A 19539-nucleotide genomic window follows, 5' to 3' on the forward strand; every position below is an offset into this window, starting at 1 on the left:
ACACGTAGTATAATCTACTTGTACTTGTGCAAAACCAACCTGAAGTGAGATAAAAACAATAATAAGACTATATAATAATCTTAACATTATATTGTATTTATCATTATTTATAACTTTCATAACTTTTTTATTAATTGATTATATCGTTTAATCGCTTCTCAACAATTAAAAGTGGTCTTACTTATTTATTTAACTACTAAAACGATATTTACAAAAGTTGACACTTTCGCAGGCTTTAAAATAGTGTAACTTAATTCACCTTGAGAATTTACGGAATTAATTTTCACCACTGAATCATCTATGTAGGTAACATAATATTCAAATGCAGTGGCTTCTGGGATAAATGGAAGAGATGCCACTTTTCCTGTACTATTTTGATTAGCTGGTACATTACTAAACTGTTTTACATACTCTTGATACAAATTAATAGAATAAGTAGTATTGATATCTTCAGTATTCAATAAAATTGATGGCATATAGAAAAACTTTGGAACAACAGCATTTACTTTTCTTAATACTCCATCATTTTCGACTACTAAAATACTATTAGTACTATTTCCTTCCTGTAATCCCTTTATAGCTAATGTATTTAACTCATCTGTGGTAATCTCAGTAGCTTTATCTAACTTACCTCCTAATTCAAAAGAATTATTTTCAAGTTGAATACCATTTTTTGAAGTTAAACCTGATGAAACAGTAAACTCAATATCTTTACCTTCTTCCTTTTTTAATACTTTAACCCCTGCACCTTCAACAACATTAATATTTTTTTGATTTTCCATTATATCTGATATATCCGTATCATTAAGTAACTTAACCCATCTAGATTCAGTTTCTTGTAACGCATTTGGTAACCAATAGTAATATCCAGAAGAAAGTTTTTTTGAAGAATCATTTGTCGTATTATATATCAGTAAACTCTCAGGTATCCCATTATTTTTAATAATAGTAGATTGATCCTTATTATCTTTTAATTCTATTCTCGGTATTAAAATACCTTTATTTTTAGCCGCTACTTCTAACATAGCTGCCTTATTAGGTACTCCTACACCAACACCTATACCTTTTTTTTCTTGCGCTTGCAGATATAAAGACGACAAGGCGCATATTAGTAATAATATTTTTTTCATAGCTTTATTTTTAGATATCAGAATCAGTTTTATTATGCCGATAGATAAAACTGATTCTGAATTATATACCCTAAACAAATTATATACCAATATTTTGTGTATATAAAATAAGTTATCGAACAATTTTGCTTTACTTCTTAGCTGTAAATTCAACAACAACATTGTAATTACCTTCTGGAAGTGTAGTATAAAAACCTCCGAAACCAAGACTAAAATTAATTAAGCGCTTACTAATTGACACATTAATATCAGTTAATCCAATATTTATAACATTGTTATTTTGATCAAAGAGTTTAAGAGTAAATATCTCTATATCATTTGCTTCCACTGATCTAGGTAGTAATACACCTTTTGTTTCGGAATTTCCATCTTGAATAAATACATTTCCTACAAAAGTTAAGATGTCTTTATCTTGAAATTTAACCCCAGTAGAAACTACATCTTCTGAAATATTATAAGTTAGTGAATTAATTGCATCATCTATTGACTTAGTATCTTCAACCTTAATCCACTCATTACCACTCCAATAGTAATAACCCATAGAGATTTCACCAGAACTGAAAGTATTAAAGACAGTTAAGCCTATATTTTCACTTTTACTAGATTCGGCTAACTCTGACGAATTTAAAAACGTATTTAGATCTGTAAGTTTTACTTTTGGAAATAACACCCCCTTATTACCATCTGCCTCCATATGTAAAACAGAAGCTTTAGATGGTTTTTTAGTACCAATACCCACTTGTGAATACCCTGCTAAGGATATTGATAACATTAGCAGGGTTATGTATTTCTTTTTCATAGCACATAAAATTATTTACTAGCAAGGAATTCAAATACAACAATATATTTTCCATTATTTAATGGTGAGTAACTCTTTCCTTGACCAAAACTAAATTTTAAAGACGTTGTTGTTTTTTCTACATCTGTAATACTATTACAAACAACAGTTCCTTCTGAATTATAGATAGTTACATTTAATAATGTATCAAAATTTTCGACTTTAATATTTGCCTCAGTGAAATCACTATCATAACCAAACTCTGTATTATTTACAGTAATAAAATTAGATTGTTTAAATACTTTTTTACTATCAATAGTGTTTCCAGTATCTATAGCTTTTTCACCCGTTACTAATTTTAAACCGATAGCATCTTTAATAGAGTTTACGATATCATTATTATTACCTTCTCCAGGATTCTCACCTGGCTTAGTTTCTCCTTTAATAATTTCGTCAAAAACTTCTTTTACTGATTCAGAGATATCAATTTTTACTTTATTTTTATCTTCGCCTTTCACAACATATAAATACTCTTTCGAATCTTTGTCATCTATAGCTCCATAAAATACATTCCCACCTATTGTCTCAAAATGTTGATTTACTGTATTACTAATAGATTCTTGAATAATTGTATCATTTTTGATAGCCTGTACGATATCAGATGATAAATCTATATAGTGAGTTACAGACTCTCCCGCCTCATTCTTTTCACCTTGATATTTATAATAGATTTTACCCTTTTCACCCAGTGGTGCTTCTGTATTTGGCTCAGGCTTAAATGCTTGTTCGCCCTCATCCCATACAAATTTATCGATTGAAGTTACTGTTTCAACTCCTGATAAATCAACATTTACATAATCTTTTTCGCCTACTGGTTTATATTGTAAAACAAGTTTTCCATTAACTTCTTGAACCCTTACCGTTCCGTCTGCTTCTTTAATTACTTCTTTGATAATTGTTTCACTCTCTTTGATTACTGTTTCTATATTTTCCTTAACTGAAGCTAATACATCAATCGTAAAACCTTTATCATCTGGAATATCTGCAATATCTTTATTTCCTCCTTCTAGCCAATCAGTAATTGCTTTCTCACTATAATAGATATAACCTGTTAATGTTTCTTTAGTTTCTCCTTCAACAATTTCTTTTTTCTCTTTGAAGAATGTATTTGTTTCTTGTTGTTTTACTAATTCTCCAAATGTAATTTCCTTTTGCTCGTATATTAACTCTCCGTTTTCACCTTTCTTTTTCTCTAAATATGATAATTTATCTGTTGTTGGACTATAAACTACCATATAGCTTAAATCAGCTTCTGTACCAGGTTGTCCATTTTCTCCTGGTTTTCCAGGAACTCCAACTTCAGTAATCTTTTCAATCTCTTTAACCATTTCGGTCTTAGTCTCCAAAATTACCTTTGTTAATTCTGACTGAGATGTTATTCTATCCCATTTTGTACCAGTCCAACTATAAAAACCCTCAACTAAATCAGTATTTTTAGAGTTCTTATGGTAAACAAGCATACCTATATTATATGTTTTATCTCCACCTCCTGCTTTAAAAAACGTTGTTTCACCTTCTAAATCTAAACGTGGAATCAATATCCCTTTATCATCAGCACTAATTTCTAACTGAGCTGATTTCGAAGGTGTTTTAGTTCCTATACCAACCCCAGGAAGTGTTGGTTTACCTTCTTGAGCTAAAGAAAATAAACTAAAAGTTAAAGCGAATAGAGTAATTATATTTTTTTTCATGATATTAAATTCTATTATTTTTTATTTTATAAAATGTGTGTTAGTCTTATTTCTTATTGTCAGTTTTAGACTCGATATTAGATACATACTCAAAAACAACTGTATAATATCCTGTTTCCAAAGGTGTATATAAGTTACCTTGGCCGAAACTAAATTTCAAAGACGTTGTTGTTTGCACTACATCAGTTACATTACTACATACTAAAACTCCAGTTTCATCATAAATAGAAACATTAAGTAAAGTTCCAAAATTCGCAACAACTATATTTCCTACAAAATCAGTATTCACACTTGGATCTTCATTGCTTTTATCAACGTTAATAGTTACTGATTGTTTGAAAACTTTTTTACTATCAATAGTATTTCCAGTATCTACTGCTGGTTTATCCGTTAATACTTTTAAACCGATTGCATTTTTGATTGAGTTTACGATTTCATTATTATTATCTTCTCCAGGGGTCTCTCCTGGCTTAGTTTCTCCTTTAATAATTTCGTCAAAAACTTCTTTTACTGATTCAGAGATATCTATTTTTACTTTATTCTTTTCTTCTCCTTCCACAACATATAAATATTCTTTAGAATCATCGTTATTTATAGCTCCATAAAACACATTTCCACCTATTGTCTCAAAATGTTGATTTACTGTATTACTAATAGATTCTTGAATAGTTGTATCATTTTTGATAGCTTGTACGATATCAGATGATAAATCAATATACTGGGTTACTCTTTGTCCCGCCTCATTTTTTTCACCTTGATATTTATAATAGATTTTACCCTTTTCACCAAGTGGTGGTTCTGTATTTAGCTCAGACTTAAATACTTTTTCGCCCTCATCCCATACAAATTTATCGATTGATGTTACTGTTTCAACTCCTGATAAATCAACATTTACATAATCTTTTTCGCCTGCTGGTTTATATTGTAAAACAAGTTTTCCATTAACTTCTTGAACTCTTACCGTTCCGTCTGCTTCTTTAATTACTTCTTGGATAATTGTTTCACTCGCTTTGATTACTGTTTCTATATTTTCCTTAACCGAAGCTAAAACATCAATCGTAAAACCATTATCATCTGGAATATCTGCAATAACATTCTTTCCTCCTTCTAGCCAATCAGTAATTGCTTTCTCACTGTAATAGATATAACCTGTTAATGTTTCTTTTGTTTCGCCTTCAAGAATTTCTTTTTTCTCTTTGAAGAATGTATTTGTTTCTTGTTGTTGTACTAATTCTCCAAATGTAATCTCCTTTTGCTCATATACTAACTCTCCGTTTTCACCTTTCTTTTTCTCTAAATATGATAATTTATCTGTTGATGGACTATAAACTACCATATAGCTTAAATCTGCATCTTTACCTGGCTCTCCATTTTCTCCTGGCTCTCCTGGTGTGACAATCTCAGTGATTTTTTCAATCTCCTTGACCATTTCTGTCTTAGTCTCTAAGATTACCTTTGTTAATTCTGATTGAGATGTTATTCTATCCCATTTTGTACCAGTCCAACTATAAAAACCTTCTGGCAATTCAGTGTTTTTAGAGTTCTTATGGTAAACAAGCATACCTATATTTGTTACTTTACTAGCACCAGCCAAATCAGATCCCAAATAAGTTTCTGCATCAACCAAGTCTAATCTTGGAATTAAAATACCTTTATCTTCACCTCCTACTTCTAATTGAGCAGATTTTGAAGGTACTTTTACACCTATACCTACACCAGTTTTAGATACTGTTGTTTCTCCAGTTCTCTCTTGTGCTAAACCACTTAAGCTAAGTGACAACATTACTAAAGGAATAATTTTCTTAACCATAACACTTTAATTTTCTTTTTAATATTTATTGTTCTGTTTTATTTCACTCCACAAATCTATTTCACACCCAAAAAAGAAAATGCATGTAATTACATTATTGAGCACAAAATAAGGTTTTAACTAAATAAAAATCATAAACAGACCGTATATTAACAAAAAAGGTGCCAAAACAAACAATTCATTAAGAAAAGTAAAAATGGATATAAAGCATTTTAATGAACTAAAAATATTCGCATAAAGTGTAATGAGTTATTATTGAGAATATCTTAATATTACAAAATGGTTCAAAACACGAAGAAAAAGTCTTTTTTATTATAATTAAAAAAAAATATACTATACCATAACATTACTACTAAAACACCACAAACAACAATAGATACTATAACGTTTTATACTTTTTTTTAAGAAGTATAAGGTATAAAACAGTATAATCACCAACTTTTAAATTGGACATCTATTGGTTATGTGATTTTTTTAACTACTTTTGCCTTTCCTAAAAAAACAAACTAGTTTTGCTCGGGTGGTGGAAGTGGTAGACACGCTGGACTTAAAATCCAGTGAGCAGTAATGTTCGTGCGGGTTCAAGTCCCGCTCCGAGTACAAATAAAAAAGGCTGTTTCACAATGTGAAACAGCCTTTTTTGGTTCAAAAACGAAGAAGGCAATCATATGATTGCCTTCTTTGAAATTAAAAATTAAAGAGATTATTCTGCAATTGCATTTTCAACCTCACTTATCATCATTTTAATTGATTTTAATCCTCCTCCTGATAAATACCATACCTCAGGATTTAAGAATATAATCTTATCATTTTTATAAGCATTAGTTTGTTGTACTAAAGCATTAGCAAATTCCTCTTTGCTCATTGTTGCTCTTTTAATAGCAGCTCCACGATCAATTACAAAGATATAGTCTGGATTCATTTCTTTGATAAACTCATTAGAAATTGATTGTCCATGAGTAGCTACTTCAATTTTTTGGTCAGCTGGTTTTACACCAAATACATCATGAATAATTCCAAAACGAGATCCTGGACCATAAGCACTCATACGTCCTTCATTTGTAAGAACGATTAAAGCTTTCTTATCAGATTTAGCTGCAATTTCATTAATCTTAGCAATACGTGCATCAATGTCTTTTAATTCTTTCTCAACTACATCTTCTTTTCCAAAGATCTTACCTATAGCACGTTGATTATTTTTAAAAGAATTCATATAATCTTTTGCATCAACATCTAAATTAAGTGTAGGAGCAATTTTATTAAACTCATCTAACATAGAAGCGGTACGAGCACCAATTATAATTAACTCAGGTGAAACCTCATTTATTTTTTCCATATTTGGATCTTTAATTCCCCCTACGTTTACAAGACCTTCCACTTTGTTATATTTATCTAGGTAAGCAGGAAGATTTCCAATTGGAGCACCTTTAACGTCTAATCCTAATTCATCAAAACTATCTAAAGCACCATATGATAAGATTACTACGTTTTCAGGATTAACAGTTACCTCTGCACTTCCAGAAGTATGTTGTACTGTTACTTTTTCTCTTGCCTCATTAGACTCATCTTTTTTAGTCTCTTTACAAGAAGCAAATAACAATGCTGACGCTGCGATACAGCTTATTAAAAATTTACTCATAATACTTAATTAACAATTTAATAATCTACTTAAAATATATACAAACTTTATTATTGCAATTATGAACTATCGTCATATCTATATCAAATACCTCCTTCATAATATCTTCGCGAATGATATCATCAGTAGGTCCGAAATGGATAATCTTATGATCCTTAACTGCTGCGATATAATCAGCATAAGAAGACGCATAATTAATGTCGTGCACTACAATAATAATGGTCTTGCCATACTCATCAGCTAAAACGCGAAGAATCTTCATAATTTCAACTGAATGTTTCATATCTAAATTATTCAATGGTTCGTCTAACAAGATATAATCTGTATCCTGCGCCAAGACCATTGCTAAGAATGTACGTTGTTTTTGACCTCCACTTAACTCATCAATAAATTGCTCTTGTATATCTACAAGCCCCATAAAAGCTAAGCTTTCGTCTATTTTTTCTAAATCTGCTGTTGATAATCTTCCTTGCGAATGTGGAAACCTACCAAAAGAGACTAATTCTTTTACTGTCAAACGAACATTGGGATGATTGGCTTGTTTTAAAATAGATAAGTGTTTTGCGAACTCTCTATTTTTAAAATCCATTACATCCTGATTTAATAAATTTATTTCCCCTTCATCTCTTGCTACTAATCGACTAACAATGGATAATAATGTACTCTTACCTGTCCCATTCCCTCCTACTAAACACGTAATTTTCCCTTTTGGAAAAGTAACAGATACATCATCTAATATTAATTTTTCACCATACGTTTTTGAAACGTTCTTTACCTCTATCATCCTCTATTACTCTTTAATAATAAATAAATAAAATATATTCCTCCTATAAAATTGATTATAATACTAATCGTTGTTGACATATTAAATACGTGTTCCACAATATACTGTCCTCCTATTACTGTTACTGCAGTCAATAAGCAACAAGCCGTTACCATATATAAATGCTTACTTGATTTCACCAACTCATAGGTTAAATTGGCAACTAATATTCCCAAAAATGTTATTGGTCCTACTAAAGCTGTAGAAACCGAAACCATTACTGAAATAATCATCAAATTTGCTCGTATTACTTTATTGTAATCAACACCTAAACTTATTGCATTTTCTCTTCCTAAAGTTAATACGTCTAACTGTCTAAAATAACGTGATCCATAGACCATTACAGCTATTAATATAACTGCTGATATAGTCAGTAGACTAATATTAATTTTATCAAAAGAGGCAAACATAGCTGACTGAACAATCAGGAATTCATTTGGATCTATTAGCATTACTATAAAAGATGAGAAACTTCTAAATAGTGTTCCCATCAAAAGTCCCACTAACAATAATGCGTACATACTTTTACTCTCTCGTCTAAAAATTAAGAAATACATAGCCAACGAGAATAAAAGCATCAAACCAACAGAAGCCACAAAATTCCACTCAGTTGTCAATACCTGAAATGTTTTATCTCCATAGGTAAATACCAACAATGACTGTATAAGCAAAAAGAAGGAATCAAATCCCATGATAGATGGGGTTAATATCCTATTAGCTGATATCGTCTGAAAGACAATAGATGAATATCCAATGGCAAATGATATTAAGATCATAGCACCTATTTTATATCCTCTTCTAGGTAAAACATAATCTAATTTAGTCCCTGTAAATGTGAACATGTAAATAGCAATGCATAATAACAAAGCTATAAGCAATATAGAGATAACTTTATTCTTAAACATTCTTCACCTTTTTTAAAATTAATACCAAAAAGATTACACCTCCAATTATACTTACTGTCAGACCGATTGGTATTTCATAAGGCGCAATTAGAACTCTACTAATAATATCGCATATCATTAAAAAGATAGCTCCTATTAAAGCAGTATAACTAATAGTTCTTTTTAAATTGTCACCAAACATTAGACTAACAATATTAGGTATAATAAGACCTAAAAAAGGAATAACTCCTGCCGTTAACACAACAACTGTAGATGTTATAGCAACAAATATTAATCCTAGATAAGTGATCTTTTTGTGGTCTAATCCTAAACTAGTAGCGGTCTCCTCTCCTAATCCTACAATAGTGAATTTATTAGCATACAAATAACATAAAATTACTACTGGCACCCCTAAATAGAGAATTTCATAATTACCCTTGATAATAGAAGAAAAATCTCCTATTAACCAGCCTTCCATGTTTTGTACAAGATTATACTTATAAGCAAAGAACGTTGAAATAGCATTTAATATATTTCCAAATACAATTCCTACTAATGGGACAAAAATGATACTCCTCATTTTTATCTTACTAGATATTTTCAAAAAAATAATACTTGCGACTAATGCAATACAAAATGACAATCCCATTTTATACATCATTCCACCTGCTGGGAATAAAATCATACTGAATAAAATCCCCATTTTGCAGGCATCCAATGTCCCCATTGTTGTAGGTGATACAAATTTGTTCATCGAAATTTGTTGCACAATAAGCCCACAAATACTCATTCCCACTCCTGCAATTAGTACAGATATCATCCTTGGTAATCTACTAACGATCATCACCAGCATCTCATCCTGGGTTAATCTGTGTATATTAAATACTGAAATATCTTTTACTCCTACAAAAACAGAAATAAAAGACACAACAATAAGTATAAGAACTAAAATAATTCTTATCATAAATTAGCTTGTTTTTTATTTAGAATCATATTAAATAATCGCAAATATATAAAAGTATGTTTAGTAGCAAAAACAAATTGAGGATTAAATAATTACCAATTATAATATCAAATTAGTATTACTATAATTTAAAACCACCTTTATTTGAACTTAATCAAATTAAAATTACCATTCTTAAGTATATCTAAAAATTATAACGCTTATACTAAAGGAATCATAAAAAGAAAATATTCAATTTTAAATATCTTAACAGCGTTGGCTTACTTTTACAATCCAAATATTTATTCAAATTGCTTCACATACATTTAGTATTATTGAATTATAAGTATTCCATTCATTCAGATGATATTATATAATACTCCAATTTGGCAAGCAGCTTAAAAATTGAAGTAAATAATAAATTAACCAGTAATACTTTTTCACATTTCTTTTAAGCTCAATAAACGATACATAGAAGTCATCATGGCTTTTTAGTTTTCTGAAACTTCATTATCTCAAACTATTTTTATAAGCTTCTGTTACTTAAAACATTGAGGCTTTTTACTTTAAACCTCTTTGTGGAAGTGATAAGTGTAGGGCTATATATAATTCTATACTGACTTGGTGGAGTACTTGCACATGCATCATAGATTTTGTTTATGTAGTAACGCAAATTTTTATACCCCTTCTTTATTTTACAAAAGTCAAGACGACCTCATAATTATAAATAACTATACGATCTATTGAATAAAAAATATTTAAACTTATAATTGATTATAAGTATTCTTATCCTCTTCCATTAAAAGATTTACAAATACTTCGACAGCTCTCTTTTGGTAACTTTCTTTTAATGTTATTATAACTGCTTCTCTTTTTATATCAACACCCATTATCGGTATTGCCTTAATATTTGACTCCCCATGTACTGTTGCCAAGGTCAAAATCGTTTCAAAAGCTCCAATTTGCACTAAATCTATTACAGTAGAAGTTTGATTTACTTCTACTAAAATATTTGGGTTTATATTATGTAATTTAAACTGACTATCCAAAAAATCTCGTGTGCTAAATCCTTTAACTGGTAAGGCCAATCTCATCTTAGCAACATCTTTTAATTCTACACATTCCAATATAGCTAAATGAGAAGAATTAGAAACAATTAATGCCATATCAGAAGTCATTAGTGGTCTATAATTTAAAGCCTCTCTATGCTCCCCTTCAAAAAAAGTTAAAGCAAAGTCTATTTCTTGTTTTAAAGTATATTGTATCAATTCAGTTGTTGTACCAAAAGTTACTTCTATTTTCACTTTAGGATAACATTGAGTAAATGACTTTAGCGAACTTAAAACGATAGATTTTAGCCCCCATGTCAACCCTATTCTTAAAACACCAGCTTCTAAGCCCCTAACGTCCTTTAGCAACAACATTCCATCATTTGCTGCATTTATGCTTTTCTCTGCGTAAGTTGCAAACATTTTACCTGCCTCTGTCAGTGTAATTCGCTTACCTATTCGATCAAATAGAGGTTGCCCTATTTCCTCCTCTAATTGCTTTATCTGTTGAGACAAAGTACTTTGGGTAATATACAGCTGTTTAGAAGCTTCAGTAAAATTGAGCAATTCTTTTGCTTTTAAAAAATATTTCAATTGTCTTAATTCCATATACTAATCGGTTTTATCGATTGATTTGATAGAAAAATACCATTTCACTAATATATAACTTACTTGTAACTTTACAAAAAACTAAAATATGGCAACCACAATATACACTACCGCTTTAAAAGAAGATAAAGCAACAAAAGGTAGTAGCAGATATAAAAAAATTAAATGGGGAATTTTCTTAGTAGGTGTTTCTGTCTTTGCCCAATTATATAATTACCAACCTTTATTATCGGAAATAACAACCTATTTTCAAATAACACCCGCTCAAAGTAGTTATTTAGTATCTGCATCTACCTTTGGGATGGCAATAGGCTTACTATTATTTGCTTTTATAGCAGACCGATATCCACGAAAAGAAGTAATGTTGTTCGCACTAGTGACCTCTACTATTCTAACTATTTCATCTATATGGGTAAGTAATTTTTCACTTCTCATTAATATAAACTTTATCAAAGGAATGTGTATTTCTGGTGTCTCAGCAGTTACATTGGCTTATATTGCTGAAGAAATAGATGGGAATAATATAGGAACTGCTATCAGTTTTTATCTTGCAGGTAATACATTTGGAGGAATGTTTGGTCGTATTGTAGCAGCTTTTATAAGTGGTTGGTTTGGATGGCAAGTTGCTGTGTTAAGTATTGGAATCATTGCTGCATTTATAGCGATCTATTTTTATTTATCCTTCCCTGAATCACATTTCTTTGTACCTCAAAAATTAAAATTCAATAAGAAAATAAAACAAATGCAAAGTATTTTTAAAAATATCAAAATATTAGCAATGTATATAGTAGGTATATGTCTTATGGGAAGTTTTGTTAGTGTATATAACTTTTTAGGATTCAAACTTGAAGCAGCACCTTATAATCTTCCACATTACTTAATTGCTATGATATTCTTAATGTATGCTTTTGGAATTCTAAGTAATATGGTTACTGGAAGATTAACAGACCATTATTCTGCTAAAAAGTTATTACTTTTTGTATTGGCAGTATTATTTATAGGCTCTTTATTAATGTTCTTAGATAATTTGTTCATTATCTTACTAGGACTAACATTATTTACTCTAGCTTTTTTTAGTGGCCACACTATAGCTAGTAGAGTGGTAACTACATTAGCTAAAGAAGCCAAAAGCTCTGCAACTGCGTTATATTGGTTTTTTTACTATCTAGGATCTAGTGTTATTGGAAGTTCTACTGGAGGATTTGTCAATAATGGCAATTGGAATGGCTTCTTTATCTGCTTAATGAGCTTAGCTATAATTGCTTTTATAACAACTTACTTAACTACAAGAAACAAAAAAGCTACTTCGTAATTAAAGTAGCTTTTATATCGTTAGTAAAAACTTAATTAGTTTAAAACCATGCCTTTTTATTTGCTTGATATGTTTGATAGAAATCTTCATCTTTTTTTGTTAAATAGATGATTCCTTCAATAAATCCAATTAGACCAAGAAGACCGCAAGTGCAAATTGTCATAATGATTTGAATGATTCCTTCTTTAGTATAACCTAAATAAAATTTGTGAACTCCAAAATTACCAAGTATAATTCCTAATATACCCGCTGTTACTCTTTTATTTTCCTGAGTAGGTAACTCTACTTTTGAATTAAAATTTTCCATTGATATTTTTTTGCAAATATATCTTTTACTTACTATCAGCGATTATTTAGAATATTTTTTTAACTAAACATTCATAAATAGCGAAATAAAAAAATGTAAAAACAAAAAAAAAGGGACAATACATATATTATCCCTAACCTAAGTTCTAAAAAAGATTATATTATTCAAACGACACAAGTTCTATTTCTAAAATATTTTCATTATTCAAAGCTTCTAATTTCATCTCATTCCCAAGTAATTCAATTATTTTAAATTTTCTTACCTCGTCTGTATTATTCTCTGTTAATGAAAGTAAACTACCTCCAATTTAAATTTTCCTTGATATTCTTTCAAGCTATATTTATCAATCCCTTTATAATTATTGGCTTTTAAGGTGATTTCTAAAGCAGATTTCTGATACTGATCTCTATCATTAGCTTTACAATTCTCACTAAAGCTAAAATGAGCAATTATCCACTTTTTCTCTATATTTATACTAGTGATTTCCTTTTGTGGACTATCACTTATAGTATTATTATCTTCGTTTGAGCAACTTTGCAAACTGCTAACAAGTACTAATATAATTAACCCCATAAAAATATGCGTAAATCTTCTCATGATTCAAATCTTTATTATTAAACAATAGCCGAAAAAATAATGGTTTAAACAACCAAAGGTTAAATAAGTACTTATTTTGTTCTATAAAGTTACAATTTAAAATCAAATAACCAAACTATAAGTTAAAAAAATATTCAAATTTCAAATATTTACCACAATATAGATTATTAACTTTAAATACTTAAGTTAATTTAAGTATTCTAAATATATCTATCTCTTATCTTATATAAGGCTTTTATGTAACTTTCATTCGCTAATTTAGATAAATTCCAATTAATATTTATGATAAATATCAGCATATTTAAAGGCTTTGCAGTGATTTCATATAGACTAACTAAATTTTTTATACCAACTAATTAAAACTTAGTACAATAAGAGACAAATAAATCTTTCATTTATAAAAGTTAAAATATAGTTAACAAAAAGACTTTGTACAACTAAAAAAGAGAGCTTTATAAATAAAATTATAAAGCTCTCTTTTATTTTTTCAAGTTGAAAAATAAAATCTATTCTTCAACTTTCCAAAATGCCCATTCTTTTCCGTTAAAAACACATATCATTTTTGATTTCTTATCATAGACAATCGTTCCAGCTGCTGGGCTTTTAATATTTAAGTGTGGATCATTCATCTTAGGTAGTACCAATGCTTTATTATTTGCTTCTAAAACTAAGACACCTGAAGCAGTAGAACTTTGATCCCCTATAATAGTAAAATCGCCTTTATCTTCTATTCCTTCTTGTATACTTAGATCTACTTCACCTGAATTAACAGATAAATCTTCCCATTTTTTAAATGCTCCAGATCGATAATACTTAACCTTTTTATCATTTGAGTCGTATATCAATGTCCCTCCAGAAGGATTAACCACAACATTTTCATTAGTCACCCAAGAAAGTATAATCCCCCTATTGTCATCCTGCTTAAAATCTAATAAAACATCTTCTCCTTCCACTTCAAACTTTCCAACAGCACTTTGAGCAAAGCAGTGTGTCCCCACAAATAAGCTAAAAATAAGAACAATTGTTTTTTTATTTATTAAATATATCATAGTCTTGCTAAATTTTAAATACATTACTGATCTACACAACCTTGCACAATACAACCCCAAGAATTACCATTATAGACTTTTAAACAATTTACTGTAGAATCATAAACAATCATTCCTTCAACAGGCTTTAAAGATTCTATTTCAACAGTACTTAAACGAGTCACAACTAATCCTTTATTAAAAGACTCTAGCACTACAAATGCATTACCTCTCTTAGAGATCCAATTATCATTATTTCTATTTAAACTAGTAATTGCCATATATCCATTTGAATTTGTTATATCTCCATTATCACCTACAACTTTTGGATAATAACAAATACTACAATAAGGTAATTCTATTTCACCATTTGCATTAATTAATGCTCCCTCTAAGCACTCATCTTCCCCTTCACTAAATAACTCATATGCTAGGGTGATAGAAATTGGATCTCCTGTCATACTATCTACATCATAATCATTAATATTATTTGACGCTTTTATTCTAAATTTAACCCAACTTTCTCCTGGTGGTAATTTAAAATCCTCATATTCTATGTCCCCATCCTCCCCTTGATTATTTCCTAAGTTTAAATTTTTAGAGGTCTGCAAACTATTTTTTACAAAAGTAAAAGCACTGTTATCAAAATCGAAAGAAAGAAGCATATCTGGTAATGCAGTATTATTTTGATTATTAATATTTAATGTTACTTCTATCTCTTTATCCAAACTAAAACATACCTTATCAGTTACCATTGATGTGATTACTTGCTTTGGTCGATCTGAATTATGTGCTACTGTTTCTGTATATTCTTCACCCGTTAGACGATCAATACTTTCCATTTTGTAAAGACTACCTAAACGATCATATTCAATTTGTCCCCTATTTTTATAAGTGCCAGCCACTGCGTCTTCTTCAAATATTGCACTAGCGCGCAAAGTATAAGTACTTCCGCCACCAGGAATCATCAATCCGGAAACACTAAGTGTTCTTGTACCATATCCTGAAATATTACTTTCTTCAAGTTCAGTGTTTTCAGCAGTAAAAGAGTTATTTACCCAAACCATTCCCTCAGGTAGGGTATCGGTAAAGTCAATCTCTTTAGGATAACAATTTGTATTTACAGCACGAAACTTATAGTCCACTATTTCACACAATAAAACATCACTTGTTCCTTGTTTTAAGAAAATTAACCCATCCTCATTTGGTGCTGGTAAAGGTTTTGGACAATATAATTCCATAGCTCCTATGCCTATAAAACTATTAGAGTACGTAGAAGTACTACTTTTTGTAGTATAAATAATATGGATTTCTTCCACAGGATTTTCAAATTCAACAAAAACCCTACCCCTGCGGTTGGTATACCCTGAATTTCCGCTATAACTTACTCCTTTTTGTTTAGCCTTTGCAGTACCTATTTGATCGATAGTATACCTACTTTTAGAGGGGTTATTATAACTATAGCTTAATTTTGGATAAACAGTAGAACCACTACAATATCCTATAACCTGTACAATATCAATTATTTTTCCAGTACGATCTATATCAAATAATTCAAATGAAGCTGAAACAGCTGCCTTTGCTCCTTGAGTTGTGTTAAATTCAATTTTTGTAGTAACATCACTCGCACCTTTTCTTTTTTCTCTCAATGATTTCAAAGAAGACGCTCTAGGATAATTATTTCTTAAATTATTAGAGGGATCATCTACCGTAATTCTCACACTAAAATCATCTCCTAAATTAATGTTTTTTGCTTCTTTACCTTTTGGTTTCCAAGTTTCCTTAGTAAAGTCAAGTTTTTTTAAACCTTCAAAAGTACAACCATCACACGAGCCTACAAATTTTGCCCCGAATGTAAAATAAGTGAATTCATCTTGAAACTTATAATGTACAGCATGCATGTCATTATCATACGCCATAGGAACTATTCTATCCCATTTATTAGCAATTAGTTTTTCTGCACTATCTGCTACTAGTAAAAAAACTTGATAACCTGGTCCATTAAATGGAAAATTAGGACCGTGAGCAGCTACTAAAATATCTTGGTCAAAGTTCTCTTTATCTACAAGCCAAATACGCCCATCTATTCGTGAATCCATCTCACCACATACTTCATTATTCCCTAGAAAAGAATGAAGCCCCAATGAACCTTTATTATGCCCCCATGTAATAGAAGACTTATCATTATTAATTTGATCTAATACAGGATCTATTCCTAGTTTACTACCAACCCCCATATGAACAATTGCACCGACATCAGTAGAGCGTGATTGTTTATTACTTAAATTAGCATTGTCATCACGGATAACAGAAGCTACATTATTATGATAGCTATTATGTATTCTGTCATTACCTTCCCAAATTCTTGTTCCATCAGAAAATAAATATTCAAAGTTTACTAGATTTGAATATTTATCTAAATCAATAGTAATCCCATATTTTAATCCTAAATATGAATTTATTTTATCTCTTTCCTCTTTTGTCAATACCCTGTCATACATAATTACCTCAGGCATCACACCCATCAAATAATAATTTTTATCAGAACTTGCAAGTCCCAACATACCAGGACCATTCATTAGTGCTTTGTTAGATTTATGATCTCGGTTTTCTCTATGAGCGTCAAATTCAAAAGTAATATCAGTACCTACATTCCAATGATAACCTGCAATTGTAGTTGCTCCGGGTTCAAATAACCTTGTTTTACTATTAGTCAAACCTGTAGATCCTATACGACCAAAACCACCTCCACCTTTTTCTCTAAACACACCAAAAGAAGGCCGCCTAGCATCTGACTTTGTTTTCTGGGCTCCAAAGCCTATAAAATATGACCTATCAGTAGCAAAATTATGATTAATAACTGTATAGATTGCAACATGGGCAGGAGAAGCTACAGACATAGCCGCCTTATCTGTAACTAAATAGTCTTTGTATTTTCTAAATTCTAATGTAGGGTGAAAATTTGTACGTTCATCTGCTTTAAGATATAAAGCAGAAGCATTATTAGGTGCATACCTTCTATATGTTGTACCTAAACCTGCATGATCGCTCCAGGTTTCAACCTCTCCTAATGTATTAGTTTGTACTGTATTGCTAGCAGAAGCATTTAACCACATTTTAAGACCATCTATAACCCCCCCAGGAGCTTTTAAATTAAATGCAAAACCAATATAATCTCCATCATTTATAACCACATCTTTTATTTGTCCAGATTTCATCTTGTAAATCTTTGTGTTAGCAGGTGTAAAAGAAGGATTATTACTTACTAGTAACCATTCTCCTAATTCTGGACGTATAGTCACTGTAAATGAATCCTGACCAGTTGTTTTTGCTCTTAATATATAATTTTCTCTTGATGATAAACGATCTTGAGAAATTACACCTGTCTCCGGATCTGTTGAAGTAGTAAAGGTATAATTTTGAAAAACTGTTCCTACATCATAAGCATAATCAGTAGAACCTGTTGCACTATTCCCTCCAAAAAGCAAAGCTGATTTATCAGGCATTGCATTTTGATTTTCAGCATTTAATTCTGCTATATCACCAAGAGATATCGTCATTGCAACTTTACTAATACTTGCTGATTGTTTTTGATATATCCCGCTTGCATCATCCCTAATTATACCAAAAATATGATTATTATAATCACTATAGCCTGATAATGATCCATCATATATAATAGTCCCATTAGATAGCATATATTGGTTTTCGTTACTAGAATCTACCCCTATTCCATATTTTAAAGATAAATAACTAGTAATTTTAGCTAATTCCTCAGTACTTAACAAAGAACCAGTCATTCCGGCAGAGCGAGATATTACAATAATCTCTGCAATCTCACCAAAAAAGGCACCACTAGGAGAATCTCCAGACAGACTATTCCCAATCACACTTTGACTTGCAATTTTATTAGTTAATTCCCCCCCTTTTAATGCTGTATTTAATTTCCCATTATGAATTAATTCAGGTAATAAGCCATTTCTTCCTTGATTTGGTACCATCGCAATTCCAATACTATATCCGTCGTTACTATTTGAGCTACTCAAAATTTTCGTAGTTTTAATCTCCATAAAAAGCTTATTATCTGCTTTTAACCAACCAAAATTATCTTGATCCGAAGTACTTCCATTCAAGGTCAATACAGTCGCTTTTTCATCAGAATTCTCATTATCAAAACGTGATACCCAGATAATATAATATGATCTATCATTGCTTATTGGCATTGAAGAAATAGATTCTAACTTACGCCTTCTATTATTGATAAGACTGGGAGCATTAACATCGTCTTCATTCGATAAAAAATAAAAATCTACCGCTGAGTGATAATTAATCGCTGATTTTACAAATTCAGGTGCGTAAGCTAATTTTTCAGGTAAAATAAAATGTCTATTATTTCCTGAAACATCTTGCCAACGTTTAACCTCGTCACCATCTTGCGGTAACACAGGTAAAAGTTCATCAGCTTTAAGCCAATATTCGACAGTTATATTAGAAATTCCACCTGGTGTTTGTCCAAAAATAAATATTGAAGCTAGTAGTGTAAAAACTAATGTTATTCTCTTTATCATAATTATTATTTTTAATCACAATCTATATTTCTGTAGAGAGTAAAAAATAAACCTACCATTATATTACTAACTAATTACACTGTTGTAATTATTCTTTTCCTCTCTAGTTTTCGTTTTTGTAATATTTGTTAAAATTAATAAATATTATACAATATTCAAACAATATTTAGTAATATAATAAAAATATTAAATAATAAAAACTTAATTTAACTTTTTAAACCAAACATAAACTTTATCTATATATAGTTATAATTTTGTTTACAAAAACCCTTTTTTCTCAAATAACAAAAAAAGTCAATACAGAATTCGGA

General features: G+C 30.2%; 14 protein-coding genes and 1 tRNA gene. 2 read left to right on the top strand and 13 right to left on the bottom strand.

The features are described 5' to 3' along the window. Window positions 1–185: 185 nt before the first annotated feature. The 4 genes from RH98_RS15285 to RH98_RS11025 all read right to left on the bottom strand — a co-directional run bounded on the left by RH98_RS15285 (window position 186) and on the right by RH98_RS11025 (window position 5469). Window positions 186–1130 (bottom strand): phage tail-like protein, encoded by a 945-nt coding sequence (locus tag RH98_RS15285; RefSeq protein WP_010254627.1) that lies wholly within the window; start codon window positions 1128–1130, stop codon window positions 186–188. Between the two features lie 130 nt (window positions 1131–1260). Further along, complete coding sequence (locus RH98_RS11015; protein WP_141629436.1) at window positions 1261–1929, bottom strand: phage tail-like protein; 669 nt, start codon at window positions 1927–1929, stop codon at window positions 1261–1263. A gap of 11 nt (window positions 1930–1940) precedes the next feature. Further along, a complete protein-coding gene (locus RH98_RS11020; RefSeq protein WP_010254629.1) occupies window positions 1941–3659 on the bottom strand; it encodes a phage tail-like protein in 1719 nt (572 codons plus the stop codon). 46 nt (window positions 3660–3705) lie between these two features. After that, window positions 3706–5469, bottom strand: coding sequence for a phage tail-like protein (locus RH98_RS11025; protein ID WP_010254630.1), 1764 nt, complete (start codon window positions 5467–5469; stop codon window positions 3706–3708). A 514-nt stretch (window positions 5470–5983) separates the two neighbouring features. Here RH98_RS11025 and RH98_RS11030 point away from each other — a divergent pair. Then, window positions 5984–6069, top strand: a tRNA-Leu gene (locus RH98_RS11030). 103 nt (window positions 6070–6172) lie between these two features. On the opposite strand, the gene RH98_RS11035 is transcribed toward RH98_RS11030, so the two are convergent. The 5 genes from RH98_RS11035 to RH98_RS11055 all read right to left on the bottom strand — a co-directional run bounded on the left by RH98_RS11035 (window position 6173) and on the right by RH98_RS11055 (window position 11416). After that, complete coding sequence (locus RH98_RS11035; protein WP_010254632.1) at window positions 6173–7108, bottom strand: siderophore ABC transporter substrate-binding protein; 936 nt, start codon at window positions 7106–7108, stop codon at window positions 6173–6175. 25 nt (window positions 7109–7133) lie between these two features. Next, complete coding sequence (locus RH98_RS11040; RefSeq protein WP_010254634.1) at window positions 7134–7892, bottom strand: iron ABC transporter ATP-binding protein; 759 nt, start codon at window positions 7890–7892, stop codon at window positions 7134–7136. Then, on the bottom strand, window positions 7889–8836 hold the full coding sequence (locus RH98_RS11045) for an iron chelate uptake ABC transporter family permease subunit (protein WP_010254636.1): 948 nt from the start codon (window positions 8834–8836) through the stop codon (window positions 7889–7891). The genes RH98_RS11040 and RH98_RS11045 overlap by 4 nt, the downstream gene beginning before the upstream one ends. Further along, the gene (locus tag RH98_RS11050) at window positions 8829–9779 is read right to left on the bottom strand and encodes an ABC transporter permease (RefSeq protein ID WP_010254639.1); all 951 of its coding nucleotides are present in this window, start codon (window positions 9777–9779) and stop codon (window positions 8829–8831) included. The genes RH98_RS11045 and RH98_RS11050 overlap by 8 nt, the downstream gene beginning before the upstream one ends. A gap of 743 nt (window positions 9780–10522) precedes the next feature. Then, window positions 10523–11416, bottom strand: a complete 894-nt coding sequence (locus tag RH98_RS11055) for a LysR substrate-binding domain-containing protein (protein WP_010254642.1) — start codon at window positions 11414–11416, stop codon at window positions 10523–10525. A gap of 88 nt (window positions 11417–11504) precedes the next feature. On the opposite strand from RH98_RS11055, the gene RH98_RS11060 reads away from it, so the two are divergent. Next, on the top strand, window positions 11505–12728 hold the full coding sequence (locus RH98_RS11060; RefSeq protein WP_010254647.1) for an MFS transporter: 1224 nt from the start codon (window positions 11505–11507) through the stop codon (window positions 12726–12728). A 40-nt stretch (window positions 12729–12768) separates the two neighbouring features. Here RH98_RS11060 and RH98_RS11065 read toward each other — a convergent pair whose 3' ends face one another. The 4 genes from RH98_RS11065 to RH98_RS11080 all read right to left on the bottom strand — a co-directional run bounded on the left by RH98_RS11065 (window position 12769) and on the right by RH98_RS11080 (window position 19228). Then, window positions 12769–13035 (bottom strand): TM2 domain-containing protein, encoded by a 267-nt coding sequence (locus RH98_RS11065; RefSeq protein WP_010254651.1) that lies wholly within the window; start codon window positions 13033–13035, stop codon window positions 12769–12771. A gap of 282 nt (window positions 13036–13317) precedes the next feature. Next, window positions 13318–13632, bottom strand: a complete 315-nt coding sequence (locus RH98_RS11070; RefSeq protein WP_010254654.1) for a hypothetical protein — start codon at window positions 13630–13632, stop codon at window positions 13318–13320. Window positions 13633–14138: 506 nt separating this feature from the next. Further along, complete coding sequence (locus tag RH98_RS11075) at window positions 14139–14681, bottom strand: phage tail-like protein (protein ID WP_026038864.1); 543 nt, start codon at window positions 14679–14681, stop codon at window positions 14139–14141. A gap of 23 nt (window positions 14682–14704) precedes the next feature. Continuing rightward, window positions 14705–19228, bottom strand: a complete 4524-nt coding sequence (locus tag RH98_RS11080; protein ID WP_010254659.1) for a DUF8202 domain-containing protein — start codon at window positions 19226–19228, stop codon at window positions 14705–14707. Between the last annotated feature and the right edge of the window lie 311 nt (window positions 19229–19539).

It is taken from the genome of Myroides injenensis M09-0166 (genome assembly GCF_000246945.1).
Taxonomy (GTDB): Bacteria; Bacteroidota; Bacteroidia; order Flavobacteriales; family Flavobacteriaceae; genus Flavobacterium; species Flavobacterium injenense.